Origin of the sequence: Pseudomonas sp. MWU13-2100, from assembly GCF_023242365.1 — a bacterium.
Taxonomy (GTDB): Bacteria; Pseudomonadota; Gammaproteobacteria; order Pseudomonadales; family Pseudomonadaceae; genus Aquipseudomonas.
In genome coordinates this window covers 1-15,599 of record NZ_JALLIX010000021.1, presented here as the reverse complement: position 1 = coordinate 15,599, position 15,599 = coordinate 1, and the positions used below count along the sequence as shown (strand labels likewise).

General features: G+C 61.2%; 16 protein-coding genes. 15 read left to right on the top strand and 1 reads right to left on the bottom strand.

The annotated features are described in order from the left end of the window. Positions 1-68 precede the first annotated feature (68 nt). The 3 genes from mrcB to M5B99_RS15975 are packed head-to-tail and all read left to right on the top strand — an operon-like array spanning position 69 to position 3,527. On the top strand, positions 69-2,399 hold the full coding sequence (gene mrcB, locus M5B99_RS15985) for a penicillin-binding protein 1B (RefSeq protein WP_248804954.1): 2,331 nt from the start codon (positions 69-71) through the stop codon (positions 2,397-2,399). Between the two features lie 16 nt (positions 2,400-2,415). Then, entirely contained in the window at positions 2,416-3,198 is a 783-nt protein-coding gene (locus M5B99_RS15980) for a tetratricopeptide repeat protein (protein ID WP_248804953.1), read from the top strand. After that, on the top strand, positions 3,198-3,527 hold the full coding sequence (locus M5B99_RS15975; RefSeq protein WP_248804952.1) for a YqcC family protein: 330 nt from the start codon (positions 3,198-3,200) through the stop codon (positions 3,525-3,527). The genes M5B99_RS15980 and M5B99_RS15975 overlap by 1 nt, the downstream gene beginning before the upstream one ends. Positions 3,528-3,614: 87 nt before the next feature. Here M5B99_RS15975 and M5B99_RS15970 read toward each other — a convergent pair whose 3' ends face one another. Then, positions 3,615-4,046, bottom strand: a complete 432-nt coding sequence (locus M5B99_RS15970) for a DUF4124 domain-containing protein (RefSeq protein ID WP_248804951.1) — start codon at positions 4,044-4,046, stop codon at positions 3,615-3,617. Between the two features lie 402 nt (positions 4,047-4,448). On the opposite strand from M5B99_RS15970, the gene M5B99_RS15965 reads away from it, so the two are divergent. The 12 genes from M5B99_RS15965 (at position 4,449) to msrQ (ending at position 15,128) form a co-directional block, all read left to right on the top strand. Further along, complete coding sequence (locus M5B99_RS15965; RefSeq protein WP_248804950.1) at positions 4,449-6,173, top strand: acetolactate synthase 3 large subunit; 1,725 nt, start codon at positions 4,449-4,451, stop codon at positions 6,171-6,173. A gap of 2 nt (positions 6,174-6,175) precedes the next feature. Continuing rightward, positions 6,176-6,667, top strand: coding sequence for an acetolactate synthase small subunit (gene ilvN / locus M5B99_RS15960; RefSeq protein WP_057008762.1), 492 nt, complete (start codon positions 6,176-6,178; stop codon positions 6,665-6,667). Positions 6,668-6,715: 48 nt separating this feature from the next. Next, complete coding sequence (gene ilvC, locus M5B99_RS15955) at positions 6,716-7,732, top strand: ketol-acid reductoisomerase (protein ID WP_003212125.1); 1,017 nt, start codon at positions 6,716-6,718, stop codon at positions 7,730-7,732. Between the two features lie 175 nt (positions 7,733-7,907). Next, entirely contained in the window at positions 7,908-8,579 is a 672-nt protein-coding gene (locus M5B99_RS15950) for a YjfI family protein (RefSeq protein ID WP_248804949.1), read from the top strand. A gap of 22 nt (positions 8,580-8,601) precedes the next feature. Then, the gene (locus M5B99_RS15945; RefSeq protein ID WP_248804948.1) at positions 8,602-9,306 is read left to right on the top strand and encodes a PspA/IM30 family protein; all 705 of its coding nucleotides are present in this window, start codon (positions 8,602-8,604) and stop codon (positions 9,304-9,306) included. 97 nt (positions 9,307-9,403) lie between these two features. Next, positions 9,404-10,063 (top strand): DUF2491 family protein, encoded by a 660-nt coding sequence (locus M5B99_RS15940; protein WP_248804947.1) that lies wholly within the window; start codon positions 9,404-9,406, stop codon positions 10,061-10,063. Between the two features lie 13 nt (positions 10,064-10,076). After that, entirely contained in the window at positions 10,077-10,502 is a 426-nt protein-coding gene (locus tag M5B99_RS15935) for a DUF350 domain-containing protein (protein WP_248804946.1), read from the top strand. A 27-nt stretch (positions 10,503-10,529) separates the two neighbouring features. Next, the gene (locus M5B99_RS15930; RefSeq protein ID WP_248804945.1) at positions 10,530-11,270 is read left to right on the top strand and encodes a DUF1190 domain-containing protein; all 741 of its coding nucleotides are present in this window, start codon (positions 10,530-10,532) and stop codon (positions 11,268-11,270) included. Positions 11,271-11,283: 13 nt separating this feature from the next. Beyond that, on the top strand, positions 11,284-12,441 hold the full coding sequence (locus tag M5B99_RS15925) for a glutathionylspermidine synthase family protein (protein ID WP_248804944.1): 1,158 nt from the start codon (positions 11,284-11,286) through the stop codon (positions 12,439-12,441). A 126-nt stretch (positions 12,442-12,567) separates the two neighbouring features. Next, the gene (gene pssA, locus M5B99_RS15920; protein WP_248804943.1) at positions 12,568-13,425 is read left to right on the top strand and encodes a CDP-diacylglycerol--serine O-phosphatidyltransferase; all 858 of its coding nucleotides are present in this window, start codon (positions 12,568-12,570) and stop codon (positions 13,423-13,425) included. Positions 13,426-13,488: 63 nt separating this feature from the next. Continuing rightward, on the top strand, positions 13,489-14,502 hold the full coding sequence (gene msrP, locus M5B99_RS15915; RefSeq protein WP_248804942.1) for a protein-methionine-sulfoxide reductase catalytic subunit MsrP: 1,014 nt from the start codon (positions 13,489-13,491) through the stop codon (positions 14,500-14,502). Further along, the gene (gene msrQ / locus M5B99_RS15910; RefSeq protein WP_248804941.1) at positions 14,502-15,128 is read left to right on the top strand and encodes a protein-methionine-sulfoxide reductase heme-binding subunit MsrQ; all 627 of its coding nucleotides are present in this window, start codon (positions 14,502-14,504) and stop codon (positions 15,126-15,128) included. The genes msrP and msrQ overlap by 1 nt, the downstream gene beginning before the upstream one ends. Positions 15,129-15,599: the final 471 nt, after the last annotated feature.

The following is a 15,599-nucleotide window of genomic DNA, read 5'->3' as shown; positions in this document are numbered from 1 at the left end:
TGCGGGCTCGGGTGCAAACCGCCGGACGTACATGTTGATCATGAATAAAGTGCGTATAATCCGCCGCCATGACTCGTACCCGATCCCCCCGTTCCCGCGCCAAATCCAAACCTCCCGCTGGCCGCCTGCGCCCCTGGCTTGGCTGGGCGATCAAGCTCAGCCTGGTTGGCCTCGTCGTGCTGGCCGGTTTTGCCATCTACCTCGATGCCATCGTGCAGGAGAAATTCTCCGGCAAGCGCTGGACCATCCCGGCCAAGGTCTATGCCCGGCCGCTGGAGCTGTTCGCCGGCCAGAAGCTGAGCAAGGAAGATTTCCTGACCGAACTCGATGCCCTCGGCTATCGACGCGAAGCCGTGGCCAATGGCCCGGGGGCGGCGGCGGTCAACGGCAATACCGTGGATCTGAACACCCGTGGCTTCCAGTTCTATGAAGGCCTGGAGACGGCCCAGCCGGTACGGGTGCGCTTCTCCGGCGACTATGTGGCCGAGCTGTCCTCGCTCAACGGGGCGAAGCTCTCGGTGGTGCGCCTTGAGCCGCTGTTGATCGGCGGCTTGTACCCGAAGAATCTCGAAGACCGCATCCTGATCAAGATCGACCAGGTGCCGCCGTACCTGCTCGATACCCTGGTGGCGGTCGAGGACCGGGACTTCTATCACCACTTCGGCGTCTCGCCCAAGTCGATTGCCCGCGCCATCTGGGTCAATACCTCGGCCGGGCAGATGCGCCAGGGCGGCAGTACCCTGACCCAGCAGTTGGTCAAGAACTTCTTCCTGACCAACGAGCGCAGCCTGAGCCGCAAGCTCACCGAGGCCATGATGGCCCTGTTGCTGGAGCTGCATTACAACAAGCAGGAGATTCTCGAGGCCTATCTCAACGAGGTCTTTATCGGCCAAGACGGCCAGCGCGCGGTGCACGGCTTCGGCCTGGCCAGCCAGTTCTTCTTCAGCCAGCCCCTGGCGGAGCTGAAGTTGCATCAGGTGGCGTTGTTGGTGGGCATGGTCAAGGGGCCGTCCTATTACAATCCGCGGCGTTACCCGGATCGTGCGCTGGAGCGGCGCAACCTGGTGCTCGACTTGCTCGAACAGCAGGGCGTGGCCAGCGCCGAACAAGTGGCGGCGGCGAAGAAGATGCCGTTGGGGGTGACTGCCCGCGGCAGTCTGGCGGACAGTTCGTTCCCCGGCTTCCTCGACCTGGTCAAGCGGCAGCTGCGTCAGGACTACCGCGACGAAGACTTGACCGAGGAAGGCCTGCGTATCTTCACCAGTTTCGACCCGATCCTGCAGATGAAGGCCGAGGCCTCGGTCAACGACACCTTCAAACGTCTGGGCGGGCGCAAGGGGGGGGACGATGTCGAGGCGGCCATGGTGGTGACCAATCCGGAAACCGGTGAGGTCCAGGCCATGATCGGCAGTCGCCAGTCCAGTTTTGCCGGGTTCAACCGGGCGCTGGATGCAGTCCGCCCGGTGGGTTCGCTGATCAAGCCAGCGGTATATCTGACGGCGCTGGAGAAACCCAGCCAGTACACGCTGACCAGTTGGTTGTCGGACGAAGCCCTCTCGGTGAAAGGTGCCGACGGACAGGTCTGGAAGCCGCAGAACTTCGATCGTCGTTCCCACGGCACGGTTTTCCTGTATCAGGGACTGGCGCACTCCTACAACCTGGCGACCGCTCGATTGGGCCTGGAAGTCGGCGTGCCGAATGTCCTCAAGACCCTCGGACGCCTCGGCGTCACTCGCGAGTTCCCGGCCTTTCCGTCGATGCTGCTGGGGGCTGCCAGCATGACGCCGATGGATATCGCGACCATGTACCAGACCCTGGCCAACGGCGGCTTCAATACGCCGATGCGCGGGATTCGCAGTGTCCTGACGGCCGAGGGCCAACCGCTCAAGCGTTATCCGTTCCAGGTCCAGCAGCGTTTCGATCCGGGTTCGATCTACCTGATCCAGGCGGCGATGCAACGGGTGATGCGCGAGGGTACCGGGAGTGGGGTCTACAACGTCCTGCCCAAGACCCTGACCCTGGCCGGCAAGACCGGTACCAGCAACGACTCGCGGGACAGCTGGTTCGCCGGTTTCGGCCAGGACCTGTTGGCGGTGGTCTGGCTCGGCCGCGACGACAACGGCAAGACGCCGTTCACCGGTGCCAGCGGCGCCTTGCAGGTCTGGACCAGTTTCATGCGCAAGGCCGATCCGCTGCCATTGGATATGCCGCAACCGGATAACGTGGTCCAGGCCTGGGTCGATCCGCATACCGGGCAAGGCTCCGATGCCAATTGCCCGGGAGCGGTGCGGATGCCGTATATTCGCGGCAGTGAACCCGTGCCCGGTACGGCGTGTGGTGGCGTGGCGCCTGCGCCGGCCACTGAAGTGATGGATTGGGTCAAGGGCTGGTTGAATTGAGCGAAGAGGGTTTGACGTGAACAAGTGGTGGATTCCAGCTTTTGCCGCATTGACCGTGCTGGGCGGTTGCTCCAGCGTGCCACGGGGTTCGATCCCGGTGGTGGATTCGGGGACCGCGGTCTCCAACAACGAGCGGATCTCGTCCACCGGCGGTTTCCGCAAGACGGTGGTCAAGGGGCCGGTACCGAGCCAGACCCAGGCGGTTCCGCAGGATTCCGGCGTGGTGGTAATGATTCCGGGCGGCGGGGCGGCAGCGTCGGCGCCGATCAGCACCGAACCGTTCACGCCCGGGCCGATTACTCCGGGCCCGGCGAACAATGCGCCGATCCAGAACGCCCCGGTCGACTCGGGGGCCTATAACCAGGGCGCGTACAACCCGCCGGTCAATCAGGGCAGCTACAACATGCCGAGCCCGGTGGCGCCGAGCGGTATTCCTTCGAACAGCAACAGCGGCGGCCTGTCCGCTGACGAGCAGTTGGATGGCCCGGTGCTGGCGTTGTTGACCACGGCCCAACAGCAGCAATCCAGCGGCGACCTCAACGGTGCCTCGTCCAGTCTTGAGCGCGCTCAGCGCGTGGCGCCGCGTGAGCCGCAAGTGCTTTATCGCCTGGCCCAGGTGCGCATGGCCCAGGGCGATGCGCCGCAAGCCGAGCAACTGGCCCGTCGCGGCCTGAGTTTTGCCAATGGACGCCCGGATCTGCAAGCCAACCTCTGGGGCATCATTGCCCAGGCGCGGAGCAAGCAGGGTGATGCCGCGGGAGCCGCCCAGGCGCAGCAGAAGGCCAGGGTCGGTTACTGATGGATGTACGTTTTCCGTTGATTGCCGAGCAATTGCTGCTGATCGAGCGGGAGCTGCGGCTCCAGGGTTGCTGGGATGAGGTGCCGCCCAGCGCCGAGGCCCTGGCCAGCGTCGAGCCTTTCAGTGTCGATACGCTGGAGTTCGAGCAGTGGCTGCAATGGATCTTCCTGCCGAGGATGAAGGTGATCCTCGAGGAGGATCTGCCGCTGCCCAATGCTTCCGGGATTCTGGCCATGGCGGAAATGGTCTATGCCCAGCGGCCGGGGCAAGGGCGGGGCCTGCAGCGGTTGCTGGCGCGGTTCGACCAGTTGATTGCCCAGACTCGCTGATCTGCAGGAGCCGGCTTGCTGGCGATGAGGCCCTTGAGGCGCGCAGCGATCTTCCGGCAGTCATCGCTGGCAAGCCGGCTCCCACAGTTACGAGCAGTTTTCTTCGATGGCCTTGCGCGTCTCTACCAGGCGCGCCTGGCGCTCTTCTTCGGTCAGGCGGCGCAGTTCGCCATTGATCTCTTCACGCACCCGCGCATTGTTTTCCAGTTGGGCCAGGTTGGTCCGCGCTTTCTCGCAATAGGCCTTGCGCGCCACTTCCTGATCGGCGATCTGCTTCTTGACCTTGGCGTCCACCGCCTGCTGGTCGCCCACCGGCGTGCTCGCGGGCACGGCGGGGCGGGGCGGCGGGGCGGGGACATTGCCGATTGCCGGGGTTACCACGGTCGCCGCTTGTCCGGCTGGCGGCTGTGCATCGAAATGCGTCTGGCCCTGGGCATCGATCCATTTGTAGATCGGCCCGGCCTGGCACAGCGGGCTCAAGGCGAGCAGCAGGCCCGTCATCAGAATGCTTCTACGCATCAGGTTTCCTTGTCAGACAATGCGATAAGCAACGTAGCACATTCCCTTGGGAAAGGTTTTCTTCTGCGTTGTCATGCGCTTAGTTCGAAGAAAGCGCACAAGATGACTTGACTTGGGCCGGACGAATCAGAACAATCCAAAGTCCGCTGTAGAGGGACTGCCAGAAGCAGGCCCACTCGGCAGATCATGAGGCGCATATCCGCGCCGACCTGTTACACCCGCAACGCGTTACCTCGCGCTGGGTGGGAAACCCCCGCAACACTTGGGGCACTCCCAATACTTGCTCAGTCAGTGCTGACGTAGTCGGCGACCACCGTCGCTCATGCTCTGCTGAGAAGTAAACCTATTAAGACCCGTCTCCAGTGTGTGGGACGGTATTCTGGCGTTTTAGAGGTGAACAACGTGGAGCTTTTATCTGGCGGTGAGATGCTCGTCCGCTTTTTGCGTGACGAAGGCGTCAAGTACATCTACGGGTACCCGGGTGGTGCTCTCCTTCATGTCTACGATGCCCTGTTCAAGGAGCCGGATGTCACCCACATCCTGGTTCGTCATGAGCAGGCCGCGACCCATATGGCCGACGGCTACGCCCGTGCCACCGGTAAAGCCGGCGTGGTCCTGGTGACTTCCGGTCCTGGCGCAACCAATGCCATCACCGGTATCGCCACGGCGTACATGGACTCCATTCCGATGGTGATCATCTCCGGTCAGGTGCCAAGCACCCTGGTCGGTACCGATGCGTTCCAGGAAACCGACATGATCGGTATCTCCCGGCCGATCGTGAAGCACAGCTTCATGATCAAGCACGCCTCGGAAATCCCGGAAGTCATGAAGAAGGCGTTCTACCTGGCGCAATCCGGTCGTCCTGGTCCTGTCGTTGTCGATATCCCGAAAGACATGACCAATCCGGCCGAGAAATTCGAATACATCTTTCCGAAAAAAGCCAAGCTGCGTTCCTACAGCCCGGCGGTACGTGGCCACTCCGGCCAGATCCGCAAGGCGGCCGAAATGCTCCTGGCGGCCAAGCGTCCGGTGCTCTACTCGGGCGGCGGTGTGATCCTCGGTGGTGGCTCCGCGCCCCTGACCGAGCTGGCGAAAATGCTCAACCTGCCCGTGACCAACACCCTGATGGGTCTCGGTGCCTACCCGGGTACCGACCGGCAGTTCGTCGGCATGCTCGGCATGCACGGCAGCTACACCGCCAACCTGACCATGCACCACGCCGATGTGATTCTGGCCGTGGGCGCGCGCTTCGATGACCGGGTGATCAACGGACCCGCGAAGTTCTGCCCGAACGCCAAGATCATCCACATCGACATCGACCCGGCATCGATCTCCAAGACCATCAAGGCAGACGTGCCTATCGTGGGGCCGGTGGAGAGCGTGCTGACCGAGATGGTCGCGACCCTCAAGGAAATCGGCGAGACTCCGAACAAGGAGTCGGTGGCCAGTTGGTGGAAGCAGATCGACGAATGGCGCGGCGACCGCGGCCTGTTCCCTTACGACAAGGGCGACGGCAGTATCATCAAGCCACAGACCGTGATCGAGACCCTCTGCGAAGTGACCAAGGGCGATGCCTTTGTGACCTCCGACGTGGGCCAGCACCAGATGTTCGCGGCGCAGTACTACAAGTTCAACAAGCCTAACCGCTGGATCAACTCCGGTGGCCTGGGCACCATGGGCTTCGGCTTCCCGGCCGCCATGGGTGTGAAGCTGAGTTTTCCGGACGCAGACGTCGCTTGCGTCACCGGCGAAGGCAGCATCCAGATGAACATCCAGGAGTTGTCGACTTGCCTGCAGTACGGCCTGCCGGTGAAGATCGTCAGCCTGAACAACGGCGTGCTCGGCATGGTCCGCCAATGGCAGGACATGAGCTACGGCAGCCGTCACTCGCACTCGTACATGGAATCGCTGCCTGACTTCGTCAAGCTGGTCGAGGCCTACGGTCACGTCGGCATCCGTATCACGGATCTGAAAGACCTGAAGCCGAAGATGGAAGAAGCGTTCGCGATGAAAGATCGCCTGGTGTTCCTCGATATCCAGGTCGACACCAGCGAGCACGTCTACCCGATGCAGATCAAAGACGGCTCCATGCGCGATATGTGGCTGAGCAAGACGGAGCGTACCTAATCATGCGGCACATCATTTCCCTGCTTCTGGAAAACGAACCTGGCGCTCTGTCTCGTGTGGTTGGCCTGTTTTCGCAACGCAACTACAACATCGAAAGCCTGACCGTGGCCCCGACCGAAGACCCGACCCTGTCGCGTCTGACGCTGACCACCGTGGGGCATGACGAAGTCATCGAGCAGATCACCAAGAACCTGAACAAGCTGATCGAAGTGGTCAAGCTGGTGGACCTGTCGGAAAGTGCTCATATCGAGCGTGAACTGATGCTGGTCAAGGTCAAGGCTACTGGCGCCCAGCGCGCCGAGATCAAACGCACCACCGATATCTATCGTGGTCAGATCGTCGATGTCAGCGCCAGCGTTTATACCGTGCAACTGACCGGTACAAGCGACAAACTGGACAGCTTCATCCAGTCGATCGGGACGGCCTCGATTCTGGAAACCGTACGTAGCGGCGTCACCGGGATTGCCCGTGGCGACAAAGTACTGAGCGTTTAACTTAATTTAGCGAATGGCCTGAACGGCCTGGATATAGAGGAGAATTTCATGAAGGTTTACTACGATAAAGACTGCGACCTGTCGATCATCCAGGGCAAGAAAGTCGCCATCATCGGTTACGGCTCCCAGGGGCACGCACAAGCGTGCAACCTGAAAGACTCCGGCGTCGACGTGACCGTGGGCCTGCGTAAAGGTTCGGCCACCGTGGCCAAGGCCGAGGCCCATGGCCTGAAAGTGACCGACGTGGCCAGCGCTGTTGCCGCTGCCGACCTGGTCATGATCCTGACCCCGGACGAGTTCCAGTCCGCGCTGTACAAGAACGAAATCGAGCCGAACATCAAGAAAGGCGCCACCCTGGCCTTCTCCCACGGCTTCGCGATCCACTACAACCAGGTTGTGCCGCGCGCCGACCTCGACGTGATCATGATCGCGCCGAAGGCTCCAGGCCACACCGTGCGTTCCGAGTTCGTCAAAGGCGGCGGTATCCCTGACCTGATCGCTATCTACCAGGACGCCTCGGGCAACGCCAAGAACGTTGCACTGTCCTACGCCGCCGGCGTTGGCGGTGGCCGTACCGGCATCATCGAAACCACCTTCAAGGACGAGACCGAAACCGACCTGTTCGGCGAACAAGCCGTTCTGTGCGGCGGTACCGTCGAGTTGGTCAAAGCCGGTTTTGAAACCCTGGTTGAAGCCGGCTACGCGCCGGAAATGGCCTACTTCGAGTGCCTGCACGAACTGAAGCTGATCGTTGACCTCATGTACGAAGGCGGTATCGCCAACATGAACTACTCGATCTCCAACAACGCCGAGTACGGCGAGTACGTGACCGGCCCTGAAGTCATCAACGCCGAATCCCGCCAAGCCATGCGCAACGCTCTGAAGCGCATCCAGGACGGTGAATACGCGAAGATGTTCATCAGCGAGGGTGCTACCGGCTACCCATCGATGACCGCCAAGCGTCGTAACAACGCCGCGCACGGTATCGAGATCATCGGCGAACAACTGCGTTCGATGATGCCGTGGATCGGTGCGAACAAGATCGTCGACAAAGCCAAGAACTGAGTCGACGCTCAGCCGGTTGCCCGGCCCTTTGGGGCTGGGCGACGGTATGTGCTGCACACCAACGCCCCGACTTGTCGGGGCGTTTTATTTTGTCACATAAACCTTTCATGTCAGATGTTGAACATTCCGGATAGAAGTCGTAGTTTACTTACATGTAAGATTTTTCGGAGGACAGATGCCTCGTAGAAAAGCAGCGGATGACAAGCCTCTGTCGGGCGGCAAAACGTCATCACCGGCCAAGCCCAAGACCACCGCCGACTACGTTCGCGATATGCGCACGCGCTTGCGCGATGCCGGTCTGGTGAAGCGGGAATTCTGGATTCTTCCCGAGAATGCGACGGCCCTGCGGGGTATCGAAAAGGCGTTACGCCAGCCCTTCCTGGGTGAACGGATCAAACTGGAGGCTTTCATGACTGAGAACATCAACTGGACGATCAACTCGCTGCACAAGGCGCTGTCGGAGCTGGAGGTCGTGTCCAGTGGCGAGATTGTGCTGACCCTCGCCGAAAACGCCGAGCAGAGCATCAAACTGAGCATGACCGAGTTCGGCGACCTGCCACTCTACCTGGCGGTGTCCGGTGACCAGATCCTGGTGGACGCGACCCTGGTCGAAGTGAGCCGGGTCAAGGATCCGGCCGTCTTCAACAACCTGGTGCTGCGCAGCCGCGACCTGTTCCCGCTGTCCTCCGTGGGTATCGAGCGGGTCGGCGACGGTACCGAGGTCTACTGCATGTTCGGCGCGCTGAGCGCGGCTTCCACGATCACCGTGATCGTCCAGGAGATCTTCACCCTGGCCGAGAACGTGATCCGTGCGGTGGAAGCCTTTGAAGACCACATCCACGTTTAACGAAGTCCCCAAGGAGTTTTCGATGAGTATCTGGAAGAAAGTCATAACGGCCATTCGTGGTGGTGTTTCCGAAGTCGGTGAGACCATCGTCGACGCCAACGCCATTCGCATCCTCGAGCAGGAACAACGCGACGCCGAGAATGCCGTGGCCAAGGCCAAGAACGGCCTGGTGGACATCAAGGCTCGCTACAAACTGTCGCAACAGCGCCTCGACGGCCTGAACAACGACATCGCCAACTGGGAAGGCAAGGCCATGGCCGCGCTGGACAAAGGCTCGGAAAGCCTGGCCGGCGAGTGCGCCAACAAAGTGGCCGAGATCGAGGCCCAGCGCGACCAGGAAAAACTCCTGGCCGATCAGTTCGGCGCCCAGGTCGAGATGCTGCATGCCCAGGTGATCAAGGCGGAAAACCAGATCAAGGGTTTGAAGCAACAGGTCGAAATGGCCAAGGCCCGCGAGACCGTCCAGCAGGCGCGTGTTGCGACCGCCGCCGCTACCGGCGGAGCGAATGGCAAGCTGGAAACCGCAGTCGGTTCGCTGGCGCGGATCAAACAGCGCCAGGATGAGCGCGATGCCAAGCTGGATGCGGCGCAGGAATTGGCCGACGAGTCCAATGGCGGCGATCTGGAGCGTCGCCTGCAGGACGCCGGTATCGGCGCCAAGTCGGGCAGTGGTAGCGATGTACTGGCGCGGCTGAAGGCTCGGCAGAATCCTGGCGCGGGCCAGTAAGTTGCGGTCATGGGGCAAGCGCGTGAGCGCCTTGCCCCTTTTGCCGTCTGAAAAACCGGCTGGGTAGTGCGTTGTCGCGACAGCAAGGAGAGACACGATGAGTTGGATCAAACGTGCCATGGGGTTGGAGGCACCGAAGCCCGCCGCGGGTGCGACCTCGGTAGTGCTGGGCAATCCCCTGGGGCTGGCCTCGGGGCGGATGCTGTGCCTGGATCGCTCCTTGAAGCTGTTGCTCGAGGGACAGTCCCATGTGGTGGTGCCCGGTGACGAAAAAGTATGGGCGGTCGGCGATATCGACCTTGGGCAGTCGATGCGCTTGCAGCGGTTTTACCTCGATAACGAGGATTACTTCCTGCAAGTGGTCATGAACGGTCCTGCGGCCGAGGACATTCAGGACCTGATCCTGTTTGGCTACCACGACGTCACCACGATCAACAGCAAGGAACAGTTGCTGCAGCTGACCGGCCCGAATGCGAAGATCGGCATGCCGCTCTACGAGCTCGAAGGCGAGGAATATGGTCGGCTATGGGGGGGGGAAGACGGGCAGACCGAACTCACACCCATGCAGGAGTTCGTCAAGAGTCCGGAAGGCGCCTACTCGATCAAGCACCTGAGCATGCTCTATTCCCGCGAGATCGGCTTGCTCAATCGCCGGGAATTCCTGCTCTTCTCGGTCGAGGAAGACGAGGAGGGGGTCATCACCCTGTCCACTGCCGTTGGCGTGACGCTGCAAATCACCGATATCGAAGTTCTCTGACAAGGAAATCATCATGCTCGACGCGCTGCGCCTGTCGCTCAACGCCACCGCGGTATTCGGCTTCATCCTCTATATGGCGGTGGCGGCTGTACTGTTCGTGTTGTTTCAATTCATCTACACCCTGATCACGCCCCACAAGGAGTTCGCCCTGATCCGCGAGGGCAATACCGCCGCGGCGGTCGCCCTGGGCGGTTCGTTGGTGGGCTTTGCCCTGCCGGCGAGCAATATCATCGCCAACAGCATCAGCGTCGTCGACGTGGTGGTCTGGGTGCTGATTGCGGCTGTGGTGCAATTGCTGGCATTTGTCGTGACCAGCCTGGTGCTCAAGGGGTTGTCCGCGCGTATCGTGCGCGGCGAGCTGGCGGCGGCGATCTATTCGGCGTCGGTGGCCATCAGTGTCGGGCTGCTGAATTCGGCCTGCATGACGCCGTCGACCTGAGCCCAGGGCAAGGATAAGGATCATTCGATGAGAACCCGTAGCTCCGTAAAACTGGTCCTGGCCGGGACCCTGCCGTTGGCGCTTTCCGCCTGCGGTCCGTCCCAGGACAACGTTGCCGTGACCACGAAGAGCAATTTCAAGTCGGTCGAGGAATGTGTGGCGACGAAAGTGCCGGTGGAGGTCTGTTCCGACGCGTTCATGCAGGCGCTGGCCGATCATCGGCGTATTGCGCCGACCTATGACGACCAGGCCTCCTGCGACAGTGACTTCGTCCCCGGCTATTGCCAGGTCACCCCGGACGGCAAGTACATGCCGAAGATGGGCGGCTTTGAACTGGCAATGTCCGGTAACGTACCGCGCAAGGACCTTGAAAAGGCCCAGCAACAAGCCGCTGTACAGTCGGGCGGCAACTCCGGCGGTGGTAATGGCGGTCTGCTGACCGGGTTGTTGCTTGGCAATCTGCTCAGCAACAGCGGTGGTGGCGGTCGTTACTATTCCCAGCCGATCTACGACAGTCGCGACAATCGCGGTACCTACACCAGTTCGACGCTGTCGCGGCAGATCGAGGAGGGCAAGTCGTTCAGTCGTTCGACCCAGGCCCGCAGCAGTTCCACCAACACCTACACCCCGGCGACCCTCGGCAAGAGCCTGGGCAGCGGTTCCGGCTCGGTGTCCTCGACGGTCTCGCGCGGCGGTTTCGGCAGCCAGGCGACCGCGCGCAGCGGTTGGGGCGGCAAGAGCAGCAGTATCTTCAGTTCCGGCGGTTGAGGGGGCGGCGAGGGTGAAAAAGATCGCTATCGAAGAGCGCCCGCACTGGCGCGAAAGCGTCGAACGCGAAGGTTTCGGTTTCCACACTATCGGTGGCGAGCGCTACTGGGATGAGCGTGGTTATTACCTGTTCACCGAAGAGCAGATCAGCCGCGATCTGGAAGCGCCGACCAAGGCACTGCATGACCTGTGCCTGGATGTGGTCGAGCGTGTCGTCGACAGTGAAGAGCTACTGGCGGGCCTGGCCATACCGCCGGCGTTTTTCGACCTGGTCCGCGACTCATGGAAGCAAGGGCATCCGCATTTGTACGGGCGCTTCGACCTGGCGTATGACGGCAGCGGCCCGGCCAAGTGCCTGGAAGCCAATTACGATACACCTACCAGTCTGCTCGAGGCCGGTTCCGTGCAATTGCTCTGGCTTGAGGAGCAAATCGGCCGGGGTGTGCTGCCGGCGCAGGCGAATCAGTTCAACACGATTGCCGAAGATCTGGTCAGGGCCTTCGCCGCGTTTCCGCCCGGAGGAGCGTTCTACTTCTCGGCCATGTCGGGGTCGCAGGAGGATCGCGGAACCACGGACTTCCTGGGCAAGATGGCCGCGCATGCGGGGATCGAGGCGCGGCATATCGATATTGAGGACATCGGTCTCTGCGCCCAGGGACACTTTGTCGATCTGGACGGGCACTGGATCGAGCGGCTGTTCAAGCTGCATGCCTGGGAACATATCTTCCATGAGGCGTTCGGCTTGGCGGTGCCTGGCTGTGATACCCAGTTTATCGAACCAGCGTGGAAAGCCATTGTCAGTAACAAAGGCATATTGCCGCTGCTGTGGAAATTCCACGAAGGCCATCCCAACCTGCTGCCTGCCTACGTCGACCAGAATCCGCAGCGGCCGGTGCCCAGGGGCTGGGTGCGCAAACCGTTCTTTTCCCGCGAGGGCGCGAACATCGAGATCCGTACCGGCGACGATCAGGTAGTGGTCGAAGATGGGCCTTACACTGATGCACCTTATATCCTGCAGGCTTTTTCCCCATTGCCGAAGTTTGGCGACAGCTACACCGTGATCGGTTCATGGGTGGTGGGGGATGTGGCGGCCGGGATCGGTATTCGCGAAGACAACAGCCTGATTACCAAGGACAGCAGTCGATTCCTGCCCCACGTTGTCCTGGGCTGATCGATCTGTCTACCCCGGGTTTTTCCGCAGGCCGGGGCGCTTCTGGTATAAAGCGGGATCGTTTTGCGGTCCAAGAGCGGTCGCCGAGTGCTGTTGAAACCATTCATTTAGCTACAAGGTAATGTCATGACTGAACGTCCCGAAGAGCCTGGTCAGGGCTCCGACGCCGAAAGCCTGCTGCCCATCGACGAACATGTCGAAGAAGGGCATGACGCTGACGGCCAGAAAGTCCGCCATCGCGGTATCTATCTGTTGCCGAACCTGTTCACAACCGCGAACCTGTTCGCCGGTTTTTACGCCATCATCAGTGCGATGAGTGCGCAGAGCGCCGCGAGCGCCGGGGACCCGGCGGGGGCGAGCAAGTATTTCGCGTTTTCCGCCATCGCGATCTTTGTCGCCATGGTGCTCGACGGCCTCGACGGTCGCGTGGCGCGTATGACCAATACCCAAAGTGCCTTCGGCGCCGAGTATGACTCGCTGTCCGATATGGTCGCCTTCGGTGTCGCCCCGGCGCTGCTGGCATTCGGCTGGGCGCTGGGGGATATGGGCAAGGTCGGCTGGATGGTCGCCTTTATTTATGTGGCCGGTGCGGCATTGCGTCTGGCGCGCTTCAATACCCAGGTCGGGACTGCCGACAAGCGCTACTTCATCGGCTTGGCCAGTCCGGCGGCGGCTGGGGTGGTGGCGGGTACGGTGTGGGCATTCAGCGACTACGGGATCCAGGGTTCGAAGATGTCGTTCCTGGTGGCCTTGCTGGTGGCGGGGGCTGGGATGCTGATGGTCAGCAACATCAAGTACAACAGCTTCAAGGAGCTGGATCTCAAGGGCCGCGTGCCCTTTGTGGCGATTCTCGCCGTGGTGCTGGTGTTCGCCGTGGTGTTCAGCGATCCGCCACGCATCCTGCTGCTGATTTTCCTCGCCTATGCGGCCTCGGGTCCCATCCAGTACCTGTTGCATCTTCGTCGGCACAAAGCCGGCGAGTGATGTAATTTCCCGCAGACTCCGTAGTCTATTGGTGCATCAGTCCTCCAATGCTACGGAGTTGCCATGCTTATCAAGCTTCCCAAGCGATCCGATTGCCAAGAATCGGACGTCACGTCCGAATCCCTCTATCTCTCCCGTCGTGCATTGCTCGGTGCCTCTGTTGCCGGGCTGGCGATTGGTAGTCTGCCGCGTTGGGCCAGCGCCGCCGAGGCGGCGCGTTATGCCGATGTGGACGCGGGGAATGCGCCGGCCTGGTTGGCCGGGAAGCTGCCCGAGACCCAATGGGGGGCGGTGACGGTCAAGGGGGAGGCGATTACTCCCTATAAGGATGCGACCCACTACAACAACTTCTATGAGTTCGGTACCGACAAGGGCGATCCGGCGCAGAACGCCGGGAGCCTGAAGACTGAGCCCTGGTCGGTGGTGGTGGATGGTGAAGTCGGCAAGCCGGGGCGTTATGCCCTGGAAGACTTCATGAAACCTTACCAGTTGGAGGAGCGGATCTATCGCCTGCGCTGTGTCGAGGCCTGGTCCATGGTGATTCCCTGGATCGGCTTTCCGATTTCGGCGCTGCTCAAGCAGGTCGAGCCGACCTCGAAGGCCAAGTACATTCGCTTCGAAACCCTGCAGGACCCCAAGAGCATGCCGGGCCAGCGTTCGGGGTTCGCGCTGATCGACTGGCCTTATGTAGAGGGCTTGCGGCTGGACGAGGCGATGAACCCCTTGGCGATTCTGGCGGTTGGCATGTATGGGCGGGAGTTGCCGAATCAGAACGGCGCGCCTTTGCGTCTGGTGGTGCCGTGGAAGTACGGGTTCAAGAGCGTGAAATCCATTGTGCGCATCAGCCTGGTGGAAGAACAGCCCAAGACCACCTGGCAAAGCATCGCCTCGGACGAGTATGGCTTCTATGCCAATGTGAACCCTACGGTCGACCATCCGCGCTGGACCCAGGCCCGGGAGCGGCGTTTGCCCAGCGGGCTGTTCAGTCCCAATGTGCGCGAGACGCAGATGTTCAACGGCTACTCGGAAGAGGTTGCCTCTTTATATAGTGGCCTGGATCTGCGGAAGAACTACTGATGCGCTATCCGTTCTGGCGTGTGGGCGTTTTTATTGCGACGGCGATCTGGCCCTTGCTCTGGTTGTATCAGGCCTGGAGCCTGGCCCTGGGGCCGGACCCGGGAAAGGTCATGGTTGATCGCTTGGGCCTGGGTACGCTGATTCTGTTGTTGGTGACCTTGAGCATGACGCCGTTGCAGAAGCTCAGTGGCTGGCCGGGCTGGATCGCCGTGCGGCGTCAATTGGGTCTGTGGTGTTTTGCCTATGTGGTGCTGCATCTGGCGGCTTACCTGGTGTTTGTGCTCGGGTTGGACTGGTCGCAATTGGCTGTCGAGTTGCGCAAGCGGCCTTACATCATTGTCGGTGCACTGGGGTTCCTCTGCTTGTTGGCGCTTTCCGTGACGTCGAACCGTTACAGCCAGCGTCGCCTGGGGACGCGTTGGAAGAAGTTGCACCGGCTGGTCTATGTGATTCTCGGGTTGGGGCTGCTGCATATGTTGTGGATCGTGCGTGCGGATCTGAAAGAGTGGACGGTGTATGCCTCTGTCGGTGTGTTGCTGTTGGTGTTGCGTATCCCGGTGGTGGCGCGTCGAATTCCTCGCCTTGTGGCAAAAAAGCCGCTCTCCACAACAACGCGGTCCCTGTAGGCCCCGGCTTGCGGGCGATGGCGTTCTTGAGGGTGCTAAAAGCTTCGCGGGCAAGCTCCGCTCCCACAGTGTCGGGGGCTGACCGAGGGTTTGCGGTGTGACACGGTCCCTGTAGGAGCCGGCTTGCGGGCGATGGCGTCCTTGAGGCCGCTAAAAGCTTCGCGGGCAAGCTCCGCTCCCACAGTGTCGGGGGCTGACCGAGGATTTGCGGTGTGACATGGTCCCTGTAGGAGCCGGCTTGCCGGCGATGGCGTCCTTGAGGTCGCTAAAAGCTTCGCGGGCAAGCTCCGCTCCCACAGTGTTCGGGGCTGATCCGGAGTTTGCGGTGTGACGCGGTCCCTGTGGGAGCGGAGCTTGTCGGATCGCCGCACCGCCGCGAAGAGGCCAGTTTGAACACTGCAAAACCTGGGGTTTCTATACCGTTTCCCACGCTTATGACAGAAAAGTGAAAATAAGCGTTGACGGGAAATT

Bases quoted from the DNA above. Each gene is read 5' to 3' on its own strand.
- mrcB (WP_248804954.1), top strand. From the start codon at position 69: ATGACTCGTACCCGATCCCCCCGTTCCCGCGCCAAATCCAAACCTCCC.
- M5B99_RS15975 (WP_248804952.1), top strand. From the start codon at position 3,198: ATGGATGTACGTTTTCCGTTGATTGCCGAGCAATTGCTGCTGATCGAG.
- M5B99_RS15970 (WP_248804951.1), bottom strand. From the start codon at position 4,046: ATGCGTAGAAGCATTCTGATGACGGGCCTGCTGCTCGCCTTGAGCCCG.
- ilvN (WP_057008762.1), top strand. From the start codon at position 6,176: ATGCGGCACATCATTTCCCTGCTTCTGGAAAACGAACCTGGCGCTCTG.
- ilvC (WP_003212125.1), top strand. From the start codon at position 6,716: ATGAAGGTTTACTACGATAAAGACTGCGACCTGTCGATCATCCAGGGC.
- M5B99_RS15950 (WP_248804949.1), top strand. From the start codon at position 7,908: ATGCCTCGTAGAAAAGCAGCGGATGACAAGCCTCTGTCGGGCGGCAAA.
- M5B99_RS15945 (WP_248804948.1), top strand. From the start codon at position 8,602: ATGAGTATCTGGAAGAAAGTCATAACGGCCATTCGTGGTGGTGTTTCC.
- M5B99_RS15940 (WP_248804947.1), top strand. From the start codon at position 9,404: ATGAGTTGGATCAAACGTGCCATGGGGTTGGAGGCACCGAAGCCCGCC.
- M5B99_RS15935 (WP_248804946.1), top strand. From the start codon at position 10,077: ATGCTCGACGCGCTGCGCCTGTCGCTCAACGCCACCGCGGTATTCGGC.
- M5B99_RS15930 (WP_248804945.1), top strand. From the start codon at position 10,530: ATGAGAACCCGTAGCTCCGTAAAACTGGTCCTGGCCGGGACCCTGCCG.
- pssA (WP_248804943.1), top strand. From the start codon at position 12,568: ATGACTGAACGTCCCGAAGAGCCTGGTCAGGGCTCCGACGCCGAAAGC.
- msrP (WP_248804942.1), top strand. From the start codon at position 13,489: ATGCTTATCAAGCTTCCCAAGCGATCCGATTGCCAAGAATCGGACGTC.
- msrQ (WP_248804941.1), top strand. From the start codon at position 14,502: ATGCGCTATCCGTTCTGGCGTGTGGGCGTTTTTATTGCGACGGCGATC.